At 72.2% G+C, this 19,372-nt stretch carries 23 protein-coding genes; 14 read left to right on the top strand and 9 right to left on the bottom strand.

Annotated features, from left to right (window positions below; genetic code table 11):
* On the bottom strand, window positions 1-722 hold a 722-nt coding region (locus VGI02_RS01265; RefSeq protein ID WP_414638170.1), incomplete at its 3' end, for a carboxyl transferase domain-containing protein.
* A gap of 119 nt (window positions 723-841) precedes the next feature.
* Here VGI02_RS01265 and VGI02_RS01270 point away from each other — a divergent pair.
* A complete protein-coding gene (locus VGI02_RS01270) occupies window positions 842-1,429 on the top strand; it encodes a TetR/AcrR family transcriptional regulator (protein WP_331625448.1) in 588 nt (195 codons plus the stop codon).
* 2 nt (window positions 1,430-1,431) lie between these two features.
* Here the strand turns inward: VGI02_RS01270 and VGI02_RS01275 are convergent, their stop codons facing one another.
* Window positions 1,432-1,722: a hypothetical protein gene (locus VGI02_RS01275; RefSeq protein ID WP_331625412.1), complete on the bottom strand. Its 291-nt coding sequence runs from the start codon at window positions 1,720-1,722 to the stop codon at window positions 1,432-1,434.
* Between the two features lie 212 nt (window positions 1,723-1,934).
* On the opposite strand from VGI02_RS01275, the gene VGI02_RS01280 reads away from it, so the two are divergent.
* Window positions 1,935-3,050, top strand: a complete 1,116-nt coding sequence (locus tag VGI02_RS01280; protein ID WP_331625413.1) for an epoxide hydrolase family protein — start codon at window positions 1,935-1,937, stop codon at window positions 3,048-3,050.
* Window positions 3,051-3,116: 66 nt separating this feature from the next.
* Here VGI02_RS01280 and VGI02_RS01285 read toward each other — a convergent pair whose 3' ends face one another.
* Together VGI02_RS01285 and VGI02_RS01290 are read right to left on the bottom strand one after the other, a co-directional pair.
* Complete coding sequence (locus tag VGI02_RS01285; RefSeq protein WP_331625414.1) at window positions 3,117-3,320, bottom strand: DUF397 domain-containing protein; 204 nt, start codon at window positions 3,318-3,320, stop codon at window positions 3,117-3,119.
* A 34-nt stretch (window positions 3,321-3,354) separates the two neighbouring features.
* On the bottom strand, window positions 3,355-4,347 hold the full coding sequence (locus VGI02_RS01290; protein WP_331625449.1) for a helix-turn-helix domain-containing protein: 993 nt from the start codon (window positions 4,345-4,347) through the stop codon (window positions 3,355-3,357).
* Between the two features lie 73 nt (window positions 4,348-4,420).
* On the opposite strand from VGI02_RS01290, the gene VGI02_RS01295 reads away from it, so the two are divergent.
* Together VGI02_RS01295 and VGI02_RS01300 are read left to right on the top strand one after the other, a co-directional pair.
* Entirely contained in the window at window positions 4,421-4,660 is a 240-nt protein-coding gene (locus VGI02_RS01295) for a hypothetical protein (RefSeq protein WP_331625415.1), read from the top strand.
* A gap of 122 nt (window positions 4,661-4,782) precedes the next feature.
* Entirely contained in the window at window positions 4,783-5,064 is a 282-nt protein-coding gene (locus tag VGI02_RS01300) for a type II toxin -antitoxin system TacA 1-like antitoxin (RefSeq protein WP_331625416.1), read from the top strand.
* A gap of 5 nt (window positions 5,065-5,069) precedes the next feature.
* Here the strand turns inward: VGI02_RS01300 and VGI02_RS01305 are convergent, their stop codons facing one another.
* Window positions 5,070-5,477, bottom strand: coding sequence for a hypothetical protein (locus VGI02_RS01305; RefSeq protein ID WP_331625417.1), 408 nt, complete (start codon window positions 5,475-5,477; stop codon window positions 5,070-5,072).
* A gap of 193 nt (window positions 5,478-5,670) precedes the next feature.
* Between VGI02_RS01305 and VGI02_RS01310 the strand changes: the two genes are divergently transcribed.
* Both VGI02_RS01310 and VGI02_RS01315 read left to right on the top strand, forming a co-directional pair.
* Entirely contained in the window at window positions 5,671-6,012 is a 342-nt protein-coding gene (locus tag VGI02_RS01310) for a hypothetical protein (RefSeq protein WP_331625418.1), read from the top strand.
* Window positions 6,013-6,100: 88 nt separating this feature from the next.
* Window positions 6,101-6,547 (top strand): hypothetical protein, encoded by a 447-nt coding sequence (locus VGI02_RS01315; RefSeq protein ID WP_331625419.1) that lies wholly within the window; start codon window positions 6,101-6,103, stop codon window positions 6,545-6,547.
* Here the strand turns inward: VGI02_RS01315 and VGI02_RS01320 are convergent.
* Both VGI02_RS01320 and VGI02_RS01325 read right to left on the bottom strand, forming a co-directional pair.
* Window positions 6,536-8,131 carry an acyl--CoA ligase family protein gene (locus VGI02_RS01320; RefSeq protein ID WP_331625450.1) on the bottom strand — a complete coding sequence of 532 codons (1,596 nt, stop codon included), beginning with the start codon at window positions 8,129-8,131 and terminating at the stop codon, window positions 6,536-6,538. The genes VGI02_RS01315 and VGI02_RS01320 overlap by 12 nt on opposite strands.
* A 76-nt stretch (window positions 8,132-8,207) precedes the next feature.
* Window positions 8,208-9,023, bottom strand: a complete 816-nt coding sequence (locus VGI02_RS01325; RefSeq protein WP_331625420.1) for an Fpg/Nei family DNA glycosylase — start codon at window positions 9,021-9,023, stop codon at window positions 8,208-8,210.
* Between the two features lie 185 nt (window positions 9,024-9,208).
* Between VGI02_RS01325 and VGI02_RS01330 the strand changes: the two genes are divergently transcribed.
* Together VGI02_RS01330 and VGI02_RS01335 are read left to right on the top strand one after the other, a co-directional pair.
* On the top strand, window positions 9,209-9,640 hold the full coding sequence (locus VGI02_RS01330; protein ID WP_331625451.1) for a nucleoside deaminase: 432 nt from the start codon (window positions 9,209-9,211) through the stop codon (window positions 9,638-9,640).
* A gap of 80 nt (window positions 9,641-9,720) precedes the next feature.
* Window positions 9,721-11,127 carry a purine-cytosine permease family protein gene (locus VGI02_RS01335; protein WP_331625421.1) on the top strand — a complete coding sequence of 469 codons (1,407 nt, stop codon included), beginning with the start codon at window positions 9,721-9,723 and terminating at the stop codon, window positions 11,125-11,127.
* On the opposite strand, the gene VGI02_RS01340 is transcribed toward VGI02_RS01335, so the two are convergent.
* The gene (locus VGI02_RS01340; protein WP_331625422.1) at window positions 11,099-11,785 is read right to left on the bottom strand and encodes a TetR-type transcription factor C-terminal domain-containing protein; all 687 of its coding nucleotides are present in this window, start codon (window positions 11,783-11,785) and stop codon (window positions 11,099-11,101) included. The genes VGI02_RS01335 and VGI02_RS01340 overlap by 29 nt on opposite strands.
* Before the next feature lie 76 nt (window positions 11,786-11,861).
* Here VGI02_RS01340 and VGI02_RS01345 point away from each other — a divergent pair, with 76 nt between their 5' ends.
* The 6 genes from VGI02_RS01345 (at window position 11,862) to VGI02_RS01370 (ending at window position 18,788) form a co-directional block, all read left to right on the top strand.
* Window positions 11,862-13,403 carry an acyl-CoA synthetase gene (locus tag VGI02_RS01345; protein WP_331625423.1) on the top strand — a complete coding sequence of 514 codons (1,542 nt, stop codon included), beginning with the start codon at window positions 11,862-11,864 and terminating at the stop codon, window positions 13,401-13,403.
* Window positions 13,400-14,578, top strand: a complete 1,179-nt coding sequence (locus VGI02_RS01350; RefSeq protein ID WP_331625424.1) for an acyl-CoA dehydrogenase family protein — start codon at window positions 13,400-13,402, stop codon at window positions 14,576-14,578. The genes VGI02_RS01345 and VGI02_RS01350 overlap by 4 nt, the downstream gene beginning before the upstream one ends.
* Complete coding sequence (locus VGI02_RS01355; RefSeq protein ID WP_331625425.1) at window positions 14,575-15,615, top strand: TIGR03617 family F420-dependent LLM class oxidoreductase; 1,041 nt, start codon at window positions 14,575-14,577, stop codon at window positions 15,613-15,615. Before VGI02_RS01350 ends, VGI02_RS01355 begins: the two co-directional genes overlap by 4 nt.
* A complete protein-coding gene (locus tag VGI02_RS01360) occupies window positions 15,615-16,757 on the top strand; it encodes an acyl-CoA dehydrogenase family protein (RefSeq protein WP_331625426.1) in 1,143 nt (380 codons plus the stop codon). The genes VGI02_RS01355 and VGI02_RS01360 overlap by 1 nt, the downstream gene beginning before the upstream one ends.
* Before the next feature lie 214 nt (window positions 16,758-16,971).
* Entirely contained in the window at window positions 16,972-18,312 is a 1,341-nt protein-coding gene (locus VGI02_RS01365) for an O-acetylhomoserine aminocarboxypropyltransferase/cysteine synthase family protein (RefSeq protein WP_331625427.1), read from the top strand.
* Complete coding sequence (locus VGI02_RS01370) at window positions 18,309-18,788, top strand: CoA-binding protein (protein WP_331625428.1); 480 nt, start codon at window positions 18,309-18,311, stop codon at window positions 18,786-18,788. Before VGI02_RS01365 ends, VGI02_RS01370 begins: the two co-directional genes overlap by 4 nt.
* A 4-nt stretch (window positions 18,789-18,792) precedes the next feature.
* Here VGI02_RS01370 and VGI02_RS01375 read toward each other — a convergent pair whose 3' ends face one another.
* Complete coding sequence (locus VGI02_RS01375; protein WP_331625429.1) at window positions 18,793-19,203, bottom strand: hypothetical protein; 411 nt, start codon at window positions 19,201-19,203, stop codon at window positions 18,793-18,795.
* Between the last annotated feature and the right edge of the window lie 169 nt (window positions 19,204-19,372).

Raw genomic sequence — 19,372 nt, forward strand, 5'->3', positions numbered from 1 at the left:
CCGGAGGTGCGCGCGTGCAGGTCGCCCCCGCCGAGCTCCTCCGCGGTGACCTCCTCGCCGGTCGCGGCCTTCACCAGCGGCGGGCCACCCAGGAAGATCGTCCCCTGGTTCCGGACGATCACCGCCTCGTCGCTCATCGCCGGGACGTAGGCGCCGCCCGCCGTGCACGAGCCCAGCACCGCGGCGATCTGCGGGATACCGGCCGCGGACATCGTCGCCTGGTTGTAGAAGATCCGGCCGAAGTGCTCGCGGTCGGGGAAGACCTGGTCCTGCTGCGGGAGGAACGCCCCGCCGGAGTCGACCAGGTAGACACACGGCAGGCGGTTCTGCAGCGCCACCTCCTGCGCGCGCAGGTGTTTCTTCACCGTCATCGGGTAGTACGTCCCGCCCTTGACGGTGGCGTCGTTCGCGACGATCACGCAGGTGCGCCCGGCGATCCGCCCGACCCCGGTGATGATGCCCGCGCCGGGAGCGGCGTCGTCGTACATCCCGTTCGCCGCCAGCGGCGAGAGCTCCAGGAACGGCGACGACGGGTCGAGCAGCGCGTCCACCCGGTCCCGAGGGAGCAGCTTCCCCCGCTCGACGTGCCGCGCGCGGCTACGCTCCGGCCCGCCGAGGCGCACCGTCGCGAGCCGCGTCCGCAGGTCGTCCACCAGCTCCCGGTGCGCTGCCGCGTTGCCGTCGGCACCGTGACCGGCCGGAACCGGTCCCGCGTCCGCCAGGGTCACCACTGACCTCCCCCGTCGACGTGAACGTTGACTAACATCGGACGTTAGCGGGCGTTCACACAGGACCGCAAGAGTCGTAGGCTGCTCGCGTGGAACCGGGGACCGTGGCAACGATCGACATCTGGTCGGGGCCGGGGTCCGCGCCGACCCGGCGGCGCGAGCAGATCCTCGTGGAGGCCTCGCGCCTGTTCGCCCGCCACGGCTTCCACGGGACGTCGATCGACGAGATCGGGTCGGCCGCGGGCGTGAGCGGGCCGGCGATCTACCGGCACTTCCCGTCGAAGGAGGGCCTGCTCACCGAGATGCTCGTGGGCATCAGCGAGTACCTGCTCGAGGGTGGCCGCCGGCTCGCCGACACCCACCCGTCGCCGGCCGAGCGCCTGTCGGCCCTCGTCGAGTTCCACGTGGACTTCGCCCTGCACCGACCGGAGCTCATCTCGGTGCAGGACCGCGACCTCGCGAACCTCCCCGACGACGCCCGCCGTCGTGTCCGCGCCCTGCAGCGCGCCTACGTCGAGGTCTGGGAGGACTCGATCGCCCGCTCGGGGGCGCCCCGCTCCGCCGACGAGGTGCGCATCGCCGCGCACGCCGCGTTCGGTCTGATGAACTCCACCCCGCGCAGCGCCGCGCACGCGCCACCCGAGACGGCCGCGCCGGTACTGACCGCGATGGTCGTCGCCGCGCTCGGCCGGGCCGACTGACCTCAGCCGAGGCGCTCGAGGGCGTCGCGCGCGTGCTGCTGTCGCATCCGCATGTCCTCGAGCTGGGAGCGCACCGAGATGCGGCGCTGCAGCAGCTCGCGGACATAGTCGTCGCGACCCGCGTCCTGGGCCTCGTGGACCTGACGGTTGAGCCGTCGCTCGAAGTTCTCGAGGACCGTCACCTGACCCGAGATACGCCGCACCGCTGCCTCGGCGTCCTCCCGACGAGCGCGGGCGGCCTCGTCCGGTGAGCCGACGGCCTGTTCGGGCGCCGCGGGGTTCGGTCTCGTCATGGCGCACCGTCCTTCCGATCACACGGGCTTCTACTGTGCCCTGTGCCACACCGGAGGAAAAGCCCCTCACCGGATGATCGGCGGTCTTGATCGGCTTCACTGTGAGGGACCGTTCGGTCCTCGCATGGTTTCGTCACGCAGTTCGCGATCTTGCTGCCGCCGGAGGGAAAGGCGGACGGTTGCCGGCCGCCTTTCGCGCGACGCTGAACGGCATGAGCGCGCTGCAGCCCTTCACCGTCGACGTCCCGCAGGCCGACCTGGACGGTCTGCGCCACCGGCTCGACGCCGCCCGCCTCCCCGACCAACCCTCCGGTGCGGGCTGGGAGTTCGGCGTGACCCGCGAGCACCTCGGTGAGCTGCTCCGGCTCTGGCGCGACGAGTTCGACTGGCACGCCGCCGCGGAGCGGCTCAACGCCTGGCCGCAGGTCACCACGACGATCCGCGGCCAGCCGGTGCATGCGATCCATGCCCGCTCGTCCGACCCCGACGCCATACCCCTGCTGCTCCTGCACGGCTGGCCCTCCACGGTCGCCGACTTCCTCGGCGTCCTGCCCGCGCTGACCGAGCGCTTCCACGTCGTCGCGCCGTCCCTGCCCGGCTTCGGGTTCTCCGGTCCCACGCGCGAGGTGGGCTGGGACCTCGACCGGCACGCCGACACCCTGCTGGAGCTGATGACCCGCTGCGGCTACGAGCGCTTCGTCGTCCAGGGCGGGGACTGGGGCGGCCTGATCGGCCCGCACGTCGCGCGCCGTGCCCCGGAGCGGGTGGTGCTCGTGCACGTCAACGCCCTGGTGACGGCAGTGGACTGGACGTCGGGAGACCCGACGGCGGGCCTCTCGGGCGAGGAGGCGACGCAGCTGTACACCTCCGCGGCATCGTGGCGGGAGCGGCAGGGCTACGCGGCGATCCAGAGCACCCGGCCACAGACGCTGGCCTTCGCCCTCAACGACTCGCCCGTGGGCCTGCTCGCCTGGGACCTCGAGTGGTTCGTCGACTACGACCCGGCGGCGACGACGCAGACCCCGATCGACCCGCTGGCGATCCTGACCGACGTGACGATCACCTGGCTCACCGGCACCGCGGGCTCGTCGGCGCGGACGTACAAGGAGGCCGGCCAGGCGTTCGGTGGCGCGCTCCCCTCGTCAGGGGTCCCGACGGCCGTCGCGTGCTTCCCCGGCGACCACGCGATCCGTGGGGTCGCCGAGCGCAGCCACCACGTCGTGCGGTGGACGACGTACGAGCGGGGCGGGCACTTCGCGTCGCTACAGGCGCCGGATCTGTTGGTCGCGGACCTACTGGAGGCGTGCGAGGGGCAGGGCTTGCGTTGACCGGAGGCGACACCGGCCCAGGCGCGCCGTCCTTCAGGTCTCGTGGACGGCGCGCCTGCGGCCCGATCAGCGGCCGAAGTCGAATTCTCCGGCCTTGACGCCGAGGACGAAATCTGACCACTCCTGGGCAGTGAAAAGATGCGGGGAAGCCGTGGGGTCCTTCGAGTCACGAAGGTGAACGTCGCCATTGGGGAGCGGGGCGACCTCTACACAGCTCGAGTGACCACAAAAAGAGGACGTGCGATACGGAGCTGCACTGTCTTGCCTCACGAGTATTGATTTCCTCTCTCTAGCTCGAATCTCTTCACCTCATTCGTTCGATGAGATCGCCGATGAGGCTCACACTCCGTTCTCGACTCAGTGAGTCGTTGACGAGGACGCCGAAAGCCGCCTGGAACTCGAGAACATCCGCCGCTTCTTCGAGGTAGAGGTCGCGTCCCGCGGTCTCGACGTTCACCACGGTGAAGTCGACCGAGGTCAAGCGGGGAAAGAAGATCGTGAACGGACTGAGCGAGGCCTGCCGGGTCGGAGCAGAGAACCGACGGACCCGGAGGTCGACCACGTCAGCCAGGTCCACCAGCGCCTCCAGCTGTTCCCGCATGACCTCCGTCGTGCCGGCGACGCGCAGCAACGCCCCCTCATCGAGAACGACGTTGAAGGCGAGCGGGTTCTCCGACCTGGTCAGCGCGGCCTGCCGGCCGATCCGGACGGCCACCAGCCCGTCGAGCTCCGAGTCGGTCAGCCCCTGCGCGTCACCCGACATTTCCGCCAGAACGGCACGCGCGTAGGCCGACGTCTGGAGAAGACCCGGGACGAGGGGACAGAAGTGGGAGATCGACGCGGCTTCCGACTCCAGGGACAGGTAGTACTCGATGTCGGTCGGTGAGGCCTCCGAGTACGGGTGCCACCACGCGACGGCCTTGCTCTCGTCGACCCAGCGAAGGATCTCGCTCCGGCGGGCGTCGTCCTCGAGCCCGTAGACGCTGAGCAGGTTCCGCACGTCCCATGTCTTCGGGAGGGAGTGCCCCGTCTCCATGCGGCTGATCTTGCTCGTGGACACCTCGAGCTCAGCCGCGACCTGCTCGAGACGCAGGTTCGCGCCCTCACGCAGTCGACGGAGGGTCGCACCGAGGCGGCGACGAACGACCAGGGGACCGGAGGCCCCGGACGCACCTGTGGTCATCCGGCCCCCAAGATCGGATGCAGCTTCATCGTTCTCTGATCGCCGCTCGCGCACGTTGCAATTTGCAGCACTCGTTCGATCCAGAGTGCAACTTGCAGAGCAGCAAACTATCATCGTCTCCAGCGGTGCACTCGCAGGGCCCTCGCGACACGCGGCCCGGTCCACCGCTTAGGGAGGGTCGCCCTCGATGACCACAGCCAACGCGCCCGATCCGTCGAACTGGGACGACGTCGCCGCGTACCTCGCCCAGATGCACGGCGCCTGGCAGTGGGGGTACTGCGACCGAGCCCTGCAGCTCCGCGTCCGTCACCTGTCCGCGGAGTGCACGGCGGGCCGAGCCGGCGACGGCGACCTCGACGAGCTCCTCATGGCGTGGCAGGTGCTCCACGGCTTCCCGCTCGAGTACCGGCTCCCGATCGGGGTCTGACCGGCGGAAACGCCTCCTCTGCACGTGCAGGTCACTCCCGCAATGACCTGGCGTGTATGCCGACTGCGTATTACGCTTCGGCACCACCTTGCGCAGGCGAGGGTGGAAGAGGGAGCCCGTTCATGGCCGAGTCCCCGGCGCCGACGACCTTCCGGTTGGCGCCCGACGAGCGTGCGCTGCTCGAGGCGGTCGCGCACGCGAACGGACGCACGCTCTCGGCGTACGTCCGGGAGGCCGCGCTCGCGGCCGCCCGTGGGTACCTCGCGCAGGAGGGCGTGGAGAAGGTGCTCGAGCGGGACCGCGAGTACATGGAGGAGCGCTCGAGGACCTCGAGCAAGATCGCCGACCACAAGCGGGCCCTCCTGGACCAGCAGCCGTCGACGGAGAACTCCGACCGGCGCTGACCGCCTCACCGCACGAAGGTCTCGCCGCCCCCGGCGTTCACGTGCGCCGCGGCGACGGCGTTCGCGGCCATGGCGATCTTGTCTCGGATCTGCCAGACCCGGTTCGCTCCGTCGAAGCGCCCGCATTCGTTCGCGAGGTCCGACAGCACCGAGTGCAGGCACGCACTGGTGTTCACGATGCTGCTGATGCGGACCCGCACGTCCGGCCTCGCGAGCAGGCGGAGCGACTGGATGTAGTGCAGCGCGAGAGCGGCGGTCGCCGCGAGCCGCTCGTCGTCGGACCACTCACGGTCGACCGAGGACACGTCGAGGACGTGCTGGCCCGGGACCTCGAAGATCTCCTGGATGGCCGCGAACATCGGCGGCGCCTCGTCGTAGAGCGCCACCAGCTCGTCCGGCTTCTCCAGACACATCCGCGCCACCCCCTCGCGACCCCGCCCGCCGCTCGGCACACCCGCACGCCCCGTCACTCGGCGCAGCGGTTCAACCTAACCGACCCACGGCCGAGTGACCCGACGGCGACGGTCGGACGTCCGACGACTTGACTCGAGACCGAGTATGCGTACGCTGACTACGTAATACAAGCCGGTCCTCGGGGAGGCCGCCATGCCGTCACTGCTCGCGCTGGATCTCGTTGCCGCGGACGCGCCGCCGCCCGGCACCACCACCGACCACACCGGGCTGATCGTGTTCAGCGTCCTGGTCGCCGCCGCCTTCGTCGCGATGTGGCGCGTCCTGCTCCGGCTCCTGCTGATCGCGCTCGTGGCTCTCGTCGTCATCGGCCTCGGCGTCCTGATGACCCCGACCGTGGCACCGGCTCAGGCGCCCCCGACCTCGACGTCGCCCGCACCGGCGCCGGCTCCGGACCCCACGTCGCCGGCGCCGAGCCCGGCGCCGAGCCCGGCGGGGCCCGGCCCCTCGGGGCCACAGCGCGCCCAGACCGGCTGACGGCTCCTCGCGTGATCGATGTGTGATCTGACGACGATCGGCCAACCCCGTGACACCTGTCCACGACGGTTCTCTGGGGGGAGCACCGATGGGACGACACACCCGACCCGACGACGACACCGCCACGGCGGAGCCCGGGCCACACCCGCGCCTGATCGTGACGATGCGACCGGTGAACCCGCGGCCACCGCTGACGGCGAGCACCACCGTCGTGACGCCAGCGGCCGCGCCGCCGCCGGCCCGCGGGGTCCTGGGCCCGACACCCGGGACCCCGCCTTCCCCGGTCATCGAGCCGATCGGCCCGCCCGCGGCGGTGGGATGGCGCGGACGACGAGCCGGGCGGCGTCAGCAGGCCGAGGTCGAGGCCCTGGCGGCACGGATCGCCCGGGCCCAACGGCGGGCGCGGCAGGTGTCGCTCTCCGGCGCGCCCGCACCTGCCGCCGCCGCGGTACCGGTCCCGACGCCGCGGCCGGCCCAGGACGCCCGTCCGCCGTGGCGCTCGGAGCTCCCGGCGCCGCGGGAGTCATCCGCCTGAGCGCTCCTGGTCCCGGAGGACGTTCTTCTGGATCTTTCCGGTGGAGGTCTTCGGGAGCTCGCCGAACACCACGCGCTTCGGTGCCTTGAAGCGGGCGAGGTGGGTCCGGACGTACTCGAGGAGCGCGTCCGACTCCACCTCGTCGCGCACGCTGACGTAGGCCACCGGGACCTCGCCCCAGCGCTCGTCGGGGGCGCCCACGACCGCCGACTCGATCACCGCCGGATGGCTGTCGAGCACCCGCTCGACCTCGACCGACGCGATGTTCTCCCCACCGGAGATGATCACGTCCTTACTGCGGTCACGGATCTCGACGTAGCCGTCGGCGTGCACGACGCCGAGGTCGCCGGTACGGAACCAGCCCTGGGCGTCGACCTCCGCCGTCGCCGCGGCGTCGCGGTAGTAGCCGAGCATCACGTCGTTGCCCCGCAGCACCAGCTCACCCATCGACTCGCCGTCGGCGGGCACGTCGTGGCCCGTCGTCTCGTCGATCACCCGCAGCCGCGCCGCGACGACGTTGCCGACGCCCTGGCGGGCCTGCAGCCGCGCGCGCTCGTCCCCGTCCAGCTCGTCCCACTCCGGGTGCCAGTCGTTGACGACGGCGGGTCCGTAGGTCTCGGTGAGGCCGTAGAGATGGGTGACGTCCATGCCGAGGGCGCTCATCCGGGAGAGCAGCGTCGGCGACGGGGGCGCACCTCCGGTCGCGATGGTGACCCGCCGGTCGAGCTCGGGCCCGGTGTCCGCGTCCGTCGACCCGGCGATCATCGTGAGGACGGTCGGCGCCGCGCAGAAGTGCGTGACCCCCTCGGTCCGCAGCAGCCGCCAGATCTCCTCGGGGTCGATCGCCCGCAGGCACACGTGGGTGCCGCCCGCCGCGGTCACCGCCCACGGGAAGCACCAGCCGTCGCAGTGGAACATCGGCAGCGTCCACAGGTAGCGGGAGTCCGGGGCGAGGCGCATGTGGAAGGCCATCGCGAGGGCCTGCAGGTAGGCCCCGCGGTGGTGGTACATCACGCCCTTCGGCCGGCCCGTGGTCCCGCTCGTGTAGTTGATCGCGAGCAGGCCCCGCTCGTCGGCCACGGGTACCACGCTCGGTGCGGCCGACGCGATGCGGTCCTCGTAGTCCGCGCCCTCCACGAGCAGGGCGGCCCCGGTGCGTTCCGCGACGGTGGCGGCGAGCTCGGCCAGCTCGCTCGTCGCGAGCATCACCCGGGCTCCGGCGTGCTCCACGATGTGGACGAGCTCGTCGGCCGACAGGCGGGTGTTCAACGGCACCAGCACCGCGCCCGCCCACGGCACGCCGTGGTGGGCCTCGAGCATGACGTGGCTGTTGGTCGCGAGGACCGCGACCCGGTCGCCGGGGTTCGCCCCGAGCGCGCCCACGACCCCCGCGAGCCGGCGGGAGCGCTCCGCGAACTGCCGGTAGGTGAAGCGGCGCTCGACCGGTCCCTCGCCCGCCGCGCCGCGCGCCCCGGGGTCGACGACCGCGGTGCGCTCGGCGAACGCGTGCTCGGAGCGCTCGAGGAACGCGGTCGGCGTCAGCTCCGCGAAGGTGAACAGCGCCGGCGTCGGCGTGTTCGGCATGAACTGGCCGGTGGTCACGGTGTCCTCCCGCAGGGCGACGGTGCGCGGACCCCGAGCCTAGGACCCGATGCCCGGATCATGCCTGTTCGGCCGAGCACCACCACGTCGTGCGCCCGCCGACGATGCCCCGCTCCATCGGCGCCCCGCACCGGGGGCAGGCCCCGTCGCGCTGCCGGTGGGCGATGACCTCCCCGGTGTGCACGCCACCGTGCTTGATCGCCTCGCGGGTGGCCTTGCGGAGCACCCGGCGCAGTTCGTCGAGCTCGGCGACCGAGAACTCCCCCGACGACCGGTGCGGGTCGACCTTCGCCTGCCAGAGGGTCTCGTCGGCGAGCAGGTTGCCGACGCCGGAGAGGACCGACTGGTCGAGGAGCCGGGCCTTGATCGGCGCGGTACCCCGCCCGATCCGGGCGCGGAACTCGTCGCGGGAGATCTCGGCCGCGTCCGGGCCGAGGGCGTCGAGGTCGGGCTCGAGGCGCACCCGTCCGAGGCGGCGCTTGTCGAAGAGCCGAAGCGACCCGCCGTCGTCGAAGCTGACGGTGACCCGGTCCCACTCCGGCTTGTCCTGCTCGCTCGCCCTGCGCGGCAGCCCGCCGGCCAGCTCACCCTCGCGTGCGCCCCCCGGCCCCGTGATCCGGATCCGCCCGCCCATCCCGAGGTGGATCCCCAGGTGGGGGCCCGGCGCCCCGTCGGCGGTGACCGTGTCGCACCACATCGTCTTGCCCCGCCGGTGCGCCGCGATCAACTTCCCGCCGACGAGGGCCTTGGCGATCTCACCGGGCCGGTGGGGGCGGCAGACGTACTCGTCGGAGTCGTCCACGTCGGTGATCGTCCGGTCGAGGGCCCTCTCGAGCACCTGGCGCGCATTCTCGACCTCGGGAAGCTCGGGCACGTCCGGGTGTTCCCCGGTCGGGGCGTCCTCACGCGGCGACGGCTCCGAACACGGAGTGGGAGCAGTTGGTCACGGGTAGGCAGGTCGTGCGGGCCACATCCCCGGCGCCTGCCTTTAACGGTGTTGTTACCTCCGGAGGGACGTGAGGGGTGACAGTGACGCCCGTGATCCCGGAGCCGCACGAGATGCTCGCCGTCGCCCTCGCGCAGGCGCGCGCGGGCGCGGAGGCGGGCGGCGTGCCCGTCGGGGGTGCACTGTTCGGCGCGGACGGGACGCTCCTCGGCGCCGGGCACAACCGCCGTGTGCAGGACGGCGACCCCGCCACCCACGGCGAGACCGCCGCCTTCCGCGCCGCGGGCCGCCGGCCGCACTACGCGGGCACGACGATGGTCACGACGCTCTCGCCGTGCTTCTTCTGCGCCGGCCTGATCCGCCAGTTCCGCATCCCGCGCCTCGTCGTCGGGGAGGCCAGGAGCTTCGGCGGACAGCACGAATGGCTCGCCGCGCACGGCGTCGAGGTCACGGTGCTCGACGACCCGGAGTGCGCGGAGCTCATGAGCCGTTTCGCGAAGGAGTTCCCCGACACGTGGATCGAGGACATCGGGGGCCCGGAATGAGCGCCGTCCCCCCGGCCCACGAGCTCGCGGCGATCACCGTCGCGTCCTGATCCCCTTCCATCCCGGAAACGGAGACCCGAGTGTCCATCGTCGACGAGCCCACCGACGTCGTCCTGCGCGACGGCGTCTACGGCGACCGTGTGGTCGCCGTCGAACCCGGTGGCGCGGAGTTCATCCCGCTCGCCGAGCGGCACGGGAAGCCCCACCAGCTGTTCTGGACGTGGTGCTCCCCCAACCTCGAGTTCGCGACGATCTTCGTCGGCGTGCTCGCGGTCAGCGCGTTCAGCCTCGGCTTCTGGGGCGCGGTCCTCGGGATCGTGGTGGGGACGGCACTCGGGTCGCTCACCCACGGGCTGCTCTCCTCACGGGGGCCCGCGGCGGGCGTGCCGATGATGGTGCTCTCCCGGCTCGGGTTCGGGTTCCTCGGCAACGCGCTGCCCGCCGGGCTCAACGCGATCGTCGGCGGCATCGGCTGGTTCGCCGTCAACAGCGTGTCCGGGGCGCTCGCGCTCTCGACCCTGACCGGCATGCCCGCCTGGCTGGGGCTGCTGATCGTCGCGCTCGTGCAGATCGCCGTGGCGATGCTCGGGCACAACCTCATCCACGGCTTCGAGAAGGTCGTCCTCCCGGTGCTCGCCGTGGTCTTCGCGATCACCTCGGTGACGATCCTGACCCAGGTCGACCCGTCCTACGTGCCCACCGACGGCCAGCCGGCCGGGTCGCTCGCGGGCTTCCTGCTCACCGTGGGCGCGACCTTCGGCTACGCCGCGGGCTGGAACCCCTACGCCACCGACTACACCCGCTACCTGCCGCGCGACGCCAGCCCGAAGGCGGTCGGCTGGTCCGCCGCCCTGGGCGTGTTCGTGCCCTGCATCGTCCTCGAGATCGTGGGCGCGGCGTCCGCCACGCTCGCGACCGACCCGAACGCCACCCCGACCGCGGCGTTCACCGAGCACCTGCCGGGGTGGCTCGGCGCCCTGACGCTGCTGTGCATCGCGATCGGGGCCGTCGCCGCGAACGCGATCAACATCTACTCGGGGTCGATGTCGTTCGTCGCGCTCGGCATCCGGCTGCCGCTCACGCTGCGCCGGGCCCTCGCCGTCGGGATCTTCGGGGTGCTCGGGTTCATCGTGGCCCTCTCCGGGCTCTCCGACGCCGGTGAGGCGTACGAGGGCTTCCTGCTGATCATCGCGTACTGGATCGGGCCGTGGCTGGCCGTCGTGTTCGTCGACTGGTACCTGCGCCGCGGGGGCGAGGCCCAGGCCACCGAGGCGTTGCTGTTCGACACCTCGCACCGCAACCTGGCCGGCCCGGTGGCGATGTTCTCCGGGATCGTGGTGTCGATCGTGCTGTTCTCGAACCAGGTCTCGTTCACCGGCTTCGTGGCGCAGGCGGTGCCGCAGATCGGCGACATCGCCTTCGAGGTCGGCTTCCTCGTCTCGGCCGCGATCTACTGGTTCATGCGGAGGTCGTCTCCGACTCGGTGAGGCTCGCGGTGAGGACCCCGTCGACCGCCGCCGCCACGGCGCCGTCGGGGTCCGCCGCGTCCCGGGCCGAGGTCTCGTCGACGCCGAGCCCGCGCAGCAGGGTGAGCGCGAACTCGGCGGCGACCTCCGCGGGGGCGAGGCGTCCCGCGGGGTCGAACCACGTCCACATCCAGTGCAGCGAGCCGAACATCTGCAGGCTCCGCAGCCGCGCGTCCCCGGGCACGAAGGTGCCGTCGGCCTCGCCGTCGCGCAGGACGCCGACGACGAGGTCGCGGTAGGCGTCGCGCAGCGCCCGGGCGGACTCCATCCCGGGCTGGTCGACCAGGCGCACCACCTCGCGCTGGAACGCGACCGTCGTGGCGGGCTCGTCGGCGGAGTAGCGCACGCCGGCGTGCACGAGCGCCGCGATCCGCTGCCCGGCACCGGGCAGGCGCGTGAAGAGCGCGTGCGCCTCGGCCAGCCGTGCACGCATGTAGCGCTCCTGGACCTCGGCGAGCATCCGGTCCTTGGTCCCGAAGTGGTGGACGATCGTGCCCTTGCTCATCCCGAGCTCTCCCGCGACGTCCCCGAAGTTCGCCCGGTCGTACCCGCGCTCGGCGACGTGGCGGGTGAACGTCTCGAGGATCTCCGAACGGCGGCCGCCCCGGGTGTGGCCCATCGACGACCCCCTTGCTGACTGACCGCACGTACGGGCAAAGTGTGCCACGTCAGCGGGCGGGCGAGGAGGCGGCGCGATGGACGAGGGCATCGGGGCATGGGTCGCCCGCCGGGCCGAGCGCTCCCCGGACGCCGTGGCGCTCGTCGACGGCCCGACCCGCGCCCGCACCTCCTACGCGGAGCTCGACGAGCACGTGGGCGCGCGGGCCGACCGGCTCGCCGCGCTCGGCGTGGGCCACGGCGACCGGGTGGCCCTGCTCGGGGAGAACTCGCCCGCCTATCTGGAGTGGCTCTTCGCCGCCGCCCGGCTCGGCGCGATCACGGTGCCCGTCAACATGCGGCTCGCGGCGCCCGAGGTGGCGTACGTGCTGGCCGACTCGGGCGCGGGCGTGCTGGTCCGCTCGACGGTGTTCGCCCCGCTGGCCGACGCCGCGTGCGGCGAGCTCGACGAGGCACCGGTCCTGGTGGAGCTGGGCGAGGCGCCGGACGGCCCGGGGCGCCGCGAGCCGGAGCCCGGGGCCGGGCGTGGCGCCGAACCCTGCGTGATCATGTACACGTCGGGCACCACGGGGCGCCCGAAGGGTGCGGTGCTCACCCACGACAACATGCTGTGGAACGCGGTCAACATGCTCTCCGCGGGCCCGGGCATCGCCTCGACCGACGTCACGATCGCCGCCGCGCCGCTGTTCCACATCGGGGCCCTGGGCCTCTCGGCACTGCCACTGCTCTACGCGGGCGGCACGGTCGTCGTCGTCCCGGCCTTCGACCCGGCGGGCTTCCTCGACCTGCTGGCCGCCGAGGGGGTGACCACCCAGTTCCTCGTACCCTCGATGTGGGCGGCGCTGACCCGGGTGCCCGATCTCGGCGATCGCTCCTTCCCGGCACTGCGCTGGGCCATCTCGGGCGGCGCCCCGTGCCCGGTGACCGTCATCGAGCGGTTCCTGGGGCTCGGCTGGACGTTCACCGAGGGCTTCGGGATGACCGAGCTCTCGCCCTCGGCACTGTTCCTGGAGACCGCCGACGTCGTCACCCACGCGGGCTCGGTCGGGCGGCCGTTCCTGCACGTCGACGCGCGGCTGGTCGACGAGGCGGGCGCGGAGGTCGGCGTCGGGGAGGTCGGCGAGCTGGTGCTGCGCGGCCCGACGGTGTTCGCCGGCTACTGGAACCGGCCCCAGGAGACCGCCGAGGCGTTCCGCGATTCAGGACAGCACGCCGATAGGTGGTTCCACTCCGGCGACCTCGGGGTCCGCGACGAGCACGGCTTCATCACCCTCGTCGACCGCAAGAAGGACATGATCATCACTGGTGGGGAGAACGTGTACCCGGTCGAGGTCGAGCAGGTCCTGCACCGGCACCCGGGGGTCGCCGACGTCGCCGTCGTCGGCGTCGGGGACCCGCAGTGGGGCGAGACGGTGGTGGCGGTCGTCGTCCCGGCGGACCCCGACGCGCCGCCCGCCGAGGACGAGGTGATCGCGTTCGCCCGGGAGCGGATCGCGCACTTCAAGGCGCCGCGGCGCGTGGAGGTCGTCGAGGACCTACCGCGCAACGCCACCGGCAAGCTGCTCAAGCGGGTGCTGCGCGAGCGGTTCGCCGGGTCGGCCGCGGCGGTGTCGCGGTGACGGCTCTCGACGCGGCCGCCCCGGTCAGCGCCCACGACGCCTGGGAGACTCCGGAGCGCCGCGAGCTGCGCGCGATGGTGCGGCGGTTCACCGAACGGGAGATCGTGCCGCATCTCGAGGAGTGGGAGGACGTGGGCGAGCTGCCCCGCGCGCTGCACCGCACGGCCGGGTCGCTGGGCCTGCTCGCCCTCGGCTTCCCGGAGGCCGCCGGCGGCGACGGCGATCACCTGGACACCGCGCTCGTCACCGAGGAACTGATCCTCGCCGGCGGTTCGAGCGGGGTGTGCGCGGGCCTGTTCACCCACGGCATCGCGGCGCCGCACATCGCCGCGAACGGCTCGCCCGAGCTCGTCGACCGCTTCGTGCGCCCGACGCTGCGCGGCGAGCTGATCGGCTCGCTCGGCATCACCGAGCCCGGTACCGGCTCCGACGTCGCGGGCATCACCACCCGGGCCGTCCGCGACGGGGACGACTACGTGGTCACCGGCGCGAAGACGTTCATCACCTCCGGGACGCGGGCGGACTACGTCACGACCGCGGTACGTACCGGCGGACCGGGACACCGTGGGGTGTCGCTGCTCGTCGTCGAGACCGACCGCCCCGGCGTGGCCCGCACGCGGCTGCGCAAGATGGGCTGGCACTGCTCGGACACCGCGACCATCTCCTACGACGAGGTGCGGGTGCCCGCGGCGAACCTCGTCGGGGCCGAGGGCAGCGGGTTCCGGCAGATCATGGAGCGCTTCGCCTCCGAGCGGCTCTCCCTCGCCGTGCAGGCGTACGCGACCGCGCAGCGCTGTGTGGAGCTGACCGTCGCGTGGGCGCGACAGCGGGAGACCTTCGGGGCGCCGTTGTCCTCGCGCCAGGTCGTCCGGCACCGGATCGCGCAGATGGCGCGCCACGCGACCGTGGCGCGGACCTACGTGCGCGACGTGCTCGTCCGCTACGAGGCGGGCGCCGACGTCGTCACCGAGCTGGCGATGGCCAAGAACGCCGCGGTCGAGGCCTGCGACTGGGTGGTCGACCAGGCCGTCCAGCTGCACGGCGGCGCGGGCTACCTGCACGGCGTCGAGGTGGAGCGCCACTACCGCGACGCCCGCATCCTCGGGATCGGCGGAGGGACGAACGAGATCATGGACGAGGTCATCGCCGGTCGTCTGGGACTGGACGGATCGTGAAGGTCGACGCCACCCTGGTGACCGGCTCCGCCGACGACTTCGTCGACGCCGCCGTCGCGGCCGAGCGCAGCGGCTACGACGCCGTCTGGCTCGCCGAGACCCAGCACGACCCGACGGTCGGGCTGACCCTCGCGTCCACCCGCACCGAACGGATCACGCTAGGCACCGCGATCACCGTCGCGTTCGCCCGCACCCCGATGACCGCGGCCATCACCGCCAACGACCTGCACGCGGTCTCCGGTGGGCGCTACGTCCTCGGGCTGGGCACGCAGATCAAGCCGCACGTCACCAAGCGGTTCTCGATGCCGTGGTCGCGCCCGGCCGCCCGGATGCGCGAGTACATCCAGGCCGTCCGCGCGATCTGGGCGACGTGGAACGACGGCGTGCCACTGCGCTTCGCCGGCGAGTTCTACACGCACACCCTGATGACCCCGTTCTTCTCCCCGCCGCCCAATCCGTACGGCGCACCCCCGATCCACCTCGCCGGCGTCGGGCCGCTGATGACCGAGGTCGCGGGCGAGGTGGCCGACGGCTTCCTCGCCCACGCCTTCACCACCGAGCGCTACCTGCACGAGGTGACGCTGCCCGCGCTGCGGCGGGGCTTCGAGACCGCCGGCCGGGACGGCAGCGGGTTCGAGTTCTCGGGGACCGCGCTCATCGCCACCGGCTCGACGGAAGAGGAGTTCGCCGCCTCCGTCCGCGACGTCCGACGGCAGGTCGCGTTCTACGGCTCGACCCCCGCCTACGCGGCGGTGCTCGAACTGCACGGGTGGGGCGAGCTCGCCGCGGAGCTGAACCGGCTGTCCAAGCACGCGGCCCAGGATCCGAGCCGGTGGGACGCGATGGGCGAGCTGATCGACGACGAGGTGCTGCACGCGATCGCCGTCGTCGCCGAGCCCGACGAGGTGGGGCCGGCCCTGGCGCGGCGCTTCGGCGGCGTCGCACAGCGCATCCCCTTCTACGCGCCGACCGGCGCCGAACTCGACCGTTGGGAACCGGCCCGCCGGTACCTGCAGGACACCACGGGAGACCAGTGATGGTGGCGTTCACCGAGGAGCACCAGGCGTTCCGGAAGTCGGTCCGCGGATTCGTCGAGCGCGAGATCGACCCGCACGTCGACGCGTGGGAGCGCGACGGCGCGATGCCCAGCCACCAGCTGTTCGCGCAGATGGGCGCCCTGGGCTACCTGGGGCTCGAGTACGACCCGGCCTACGGGGGCGGGGGCGCGGACCACCTGTTCTCCGTGGTGCTCGCCGAGGAGATCGGGCGCTGCGACGCCGCGGGGGTCGGGATGGCCGTCGCCGTCCAGACCGACATGGCGACGCCGTCGTTGCACCGGTTCGGCTCGGAGGAGCTGAAGCAGCGCTACCTCGCGCCGGCGATCCGCGGCGAGATGGTCGCGGCGATCGCCGTGACCGAGCCCGACGCCGGGTCCGACGTCGCCGGGCTGCGGACCCGGGCGACCCGGGACGGCGAAGACTGGGTGATCGACGGCTCGAAGCTCTACATCACGAACGGGGTGCAGGCCGACTGGCTGTGCCTGCTCGCGCGGACCTCGGACGAGGGAGGCGCGCGCGGGATGAGCCAGATCGTGGTGCCCACCGACACCCCGGGCCTGTCGGTGTCCCGCAAGCTCGACAAGCTCGGGAACCGGTGCAGCGACACCGCCGAGCTCGCGTTCGACGGCGTCCGGGTGCCGGTGACGAACACCATCGGCACCATCGGCCGCGGCTTCCAGCAGCAGATGGCGCAGTTCCAGAACGAGCGGATGGTCGCCTGCTACGGCCGCGTCGGCGCCTGCGAGCGGGCCCTCGACCGCACCCGGGACTACCTCAAGGCGCGCACCGCGTTCGGCGGCCCGCTCATCGCCAACCAGTACCTGACCTACCAGCTCGCCGAGCTCTACGCCCGCGTCGACATGTGCCGGCACTACAACTACGCATGCGCGCAGGCCTACGAGCGCGGTGAGGACACCTCACGGTTCGCGACGATCGCCAAGCTCGCGATCGGGCGGCTGTGCGAGGACGTGGCCCGGACCTGCCTGCAGTACCACGGCGGGCTCGGCTACATGGAGGAGACGTGGACGGCACGGTTCCTGCGCGACATGCGGATCACCTCGATCGGCGGCGGCGCCGACGAGGTGATGCTGCAGGTCATCGCGAAGATGCACGGCATGTGACGTGTCACGCGCGCTCCGAGGGACGGTGGAGCGGGTATGCCCCGGCCATGACCGAGCCGAAGGACGACACCGTCCGCAGCATCATCGAACAGGCCCGCGAGGAAATCCTGTCCGATCCCGAGGAGACCGACGGGAAGGCCAGGCAGGAAGCCGCGGAGTGACCGGGCTCCCGGCGCGCACGACGAGCACGGCGCGCGTCGGGTAGAACGGCGGCGTGGACACCGGCCGCGCACAGGACCGCCCCTGGGGCTTCGCGACGCGTGCGGTGCACGCCGGGGCCGTCCCCGACGGTGACACCGGGGCGCGCGCCGTACCCATCTACCAGTCCACCAGCTTCGTCTTCACCGACACCGCGGACGCCGCGAACCTGTTCGCGCTGCAGAAGTACGGCAACATCTACAGCCGCATCGCCAACCCGACGGTCGCGGCCTTCGAGGAGCGTGTCGCGAGCCTCGAGGGCGCGCTCGGGGCGGTCGCCACGGCGTCCGGACAGGCGGCCGAGTTCCTCACGTTCGCGTGCCTGGCCGGAGCGGGCGACCACGTCGTCAGCGCGGCCAGCCTCTACGGCGGCACTGTCACCCAGCTCGACGTGACGCTGCGCCGCTTCGGCGTCGACACCACCTTCGTCGCCGGTGACGACGTCGAGGCCTTGCGCGCGGCGATCACCGACAAGACCCGGTTCGTGTTCGCCGAGATGGTCACGAACCCCTCCGGCGAGGTCACCGACGTGGCCGCGCTCGCGGACGTCGCGCACGACGCCGGCATCCCCCTGATCATCGACGCCACCACGGCCACCCCGTACCTGTGCCGGCCGATGGAGCACGGCGCCGACATAGTCATCCACTCCGCGACGAAGTTCCTCGGCGGCCACGGCACCACCCTCGGCGGGGTGGTGTGCGAGTCGGGCCGCTTCGACTGGGGCAACGGAAACTTCCCGCAGATGACCGAGCCGATCCCCTCGTACGGCAACCTCACCTGGTGGGGGAACTTCCAGGAGTACGGCTTCCTCACCAAGCTGCGCTCCGAGCAGCTGCGCGACATCGGCGCCTCGCTGTCCCCGCACTCGGCGTTCCTGCTGCTGCAGGGCGTGGAGACGCTGCCGCAGCGGATGGCCGCGCACGTCGCCAACGCGCAGCGCGTCGCCGAGTGGCTCGACGCCGACGACCGCGTCGCCTGGGTCCGCTACGCCGGGCGGCCCGACCACCCGCACCACGAGCGCGCCCGGCGCTACCTGCCCTCGGGACCGGGGTCGGTGTTCGCGTTCGGGGTGCGCGGCAGGGGCGAGCGAAGCGACGGGGAGGACACCGGCCGGGACGCCGGTCGGCGCTTCATCGAGTCGGTGCAGCTGTGCAGCCACCTCGCGAACATCGGCGACGCCCGCACCCTGGTCCTGCACCCGGCGTCCACCACCCACCAGCAGCTCTCCGAGGACCAGCTGCGCGAGGGCGGCGTGCGCCCCGACCTCATCCGGATCAGCGTGGGGATCGAGGACGTCGAGGACATCCTCTGGGACCTCGACCAGGCGCTGACCGCGGCCGTGAAGGAGGCCTCGTGACGACGACGGCGTGGACCGGACCGGGCGCGCTGGAGCGCCAGGAGATCCTGCGGCGGACGAGGACCGTCGCGATGGTGGGCGCGTCCGCGAACCCGGCGCGCGCGTCGAACTTCGTCGCCACCTACCTGCTCTCGTCGACCGACTTCGACGTCTACTTCGTCAACCCGAACGCCGAGGAGATCCTCGGCAAGCCGGTGTGGCCCTCGCTCGCCGACCTGCCCGTCGTCCCGGACCTCGTCGACGTGTTCCGCCGCCCCGAGGACCTGGGCGGCGTGCTCGACGAGACGATCGCGGTGGGCGGGCAGACGTTCTGGACGCAGTTCGGGCTCTACGACGAGGCGCTCGCGCGCCGCGGCGAAGCGGCCGGGCTGACCGTCGTGATGGACCGCTGCCTCAAGGTGGAGCACGCCCGCTTCCACGGTGGGCTGCACCTCGCCGGCTTCAACACCGGCGTGATCAGCTCGCGTCGCCGCTAGCACCTCAACGCACGACGGCGGCCGGCCGGCTGAACGACCAGGCCGCGACCCAGACGGCGCCGATGGTGAGGATCATCGCGCCGGGCACGTGGATGTAGAGCGTCGAGCGGTCCCCGAACCACGCCTGCACGAACGACAGCACGAAGACGACCGCCGCGAGGACGCCCGGCCAGAGCGGTGCGCCCCGCAGCCGCCAGTAGGCCAGCGCCGCGAGCGCGGTGAATCCCGAGAGGACGTGGAGGACGATCGCGCCGGCCGAGTGCAGATCCTCCGGCCCGCCCCGCGGGAAGAGCTGGCCCGCGGTGACGTACTGCCACAGCAGGTTCACCACGGTCAGCACCGCGAGCACCCGCACCGCGGTGAGCAGCGAATCGGAAGTCCTGGTCGCGGGCGTGGTGGCGGTGGTGGAAGCCATGCGGGTCCTCTCGCGTGGTGGGCGTCGCGACCTGCATACCCACCGATCGTCATCCCGACCTGTGAGATCGCTGGGCACGAGCTGTTCGCCGTGCCACGCAATCCGTTCGCGCGGCGGGGGACAATGGAATGCCGGAGCGCGCGCCCGCGCTGATCCGCTGGAGACCGTC

Source organism: Actinomycetospora sp., from assembly GCF_036497245.1.
Lineage (GTDB): Bacteria > Actinomycetota > Actinomycetes > Mycobacteriales > Pseudonocardiaceae > Actinomycetospora.

Excerpts from the sequence above, each read along its gene's own strand:
- VGI02_RS01275 (WP_331625412.1), bottom strand. The coding sequence starts at position 1,722 with ATGACGAGACCGAACCCCGCGGCGCCCGAACAGGCCGTCGGCTCACCG.
- VGI02_RS01280 (WP_331625413.1), top strand. The coding sequence starts at position 1,935 with ATGAGCGCGCTGCAGCCCTTCACCGTCGACGTCCCGCAGGCCGACCTG.
- VGI02_RS01290 (WP_331625449.1), bottom strand. The coding sequence starts at position 4,347 with ATGATAGTTTGCTGCTCTGCAAGTTGCACTCTGGATCGAACGAGTGCT.
- VGI02_RS01295 (WP_331625415.1), top strand. The coding sequence starts at position 4,421 with ATGACCACAGCCAACGCGCCCGATCCGTCGAACTGGGACGACGTCGCC.
- VGI02_RS01300 (WP_331625416.1), top strand. The coding sequence starts at position 4,783 with ATGGCCGAGTCCCCGGCGCCGACGACCTTCCGGTTGGCGCCCGACGAG.
- VGI02_RS01305 (WP_331625417.1), bottom strand. The coding sequence starts at position 5,477 with ATGTGTCTGGAGAAGCCGGACGAGCTGGTGGCGCTCTACGACGAGGCG.
- VGI02_RS01310 (WP_331625418.1), top strand. The coding sequence starts at position 5,671 with ATGCCGTCACTGCTCGCGCTGGATCTCGTTGCCGCGGACGCGCCGCCG.
- VGI02_RS01315 (WP_331625419.1), top strand. The coding sequence starts at position 6,101 with ATGGGACGACACACCCGACCCGACGACGACACCGCCACGGCGGAGCCC.
- VGI02_RS01320 (WP_331625450.1), bottom strand. The coding sequence starts at position 8,131 with ATGCCGAACACGCCGACGCCGGCGCTGTTCACCTTCGCGGAGCTGACG.
- VGI02_RS01330 (WP_331625451.1), top strand. The coding sequence starts at position 9,209 with ATGCTCGCCGTCGCCCTCGCGCAGGCGCGCGCGGGCGCGGAGGCGGGC.
- VGI02_RS01340 (WP_331625422.1), bottom strand. The coding sequence starts at position 11,785 with ATGGGCCACACCCGGGGCGGCCGCCGTTCGGAGATCCTCGAGACGTTC.
- VGI02_RS01345 (WP_331625423.1), top strand. The coding sequence starts at position 11,862 with ATGGACGAGGGCATCGGGGCATGGGTCGCCCGCCGGGCCGAGCGCTCC.
- VGI02_RS01360 (WP_331625426.1), top strand. The coding sequence starts at position 15,615 with ATGGTGGCGTTCACCGAGGAGCACCAGGCGTTCCGGAAGTCGGTCCGC.
- VGI02_RS01375 (WP_331625429.1), bottom strand. The coding sequence starts at position 19,203 with ATGGCTTCCACCACCGCCACCACGCCCGCGACCAGGACTTCCGATTCG.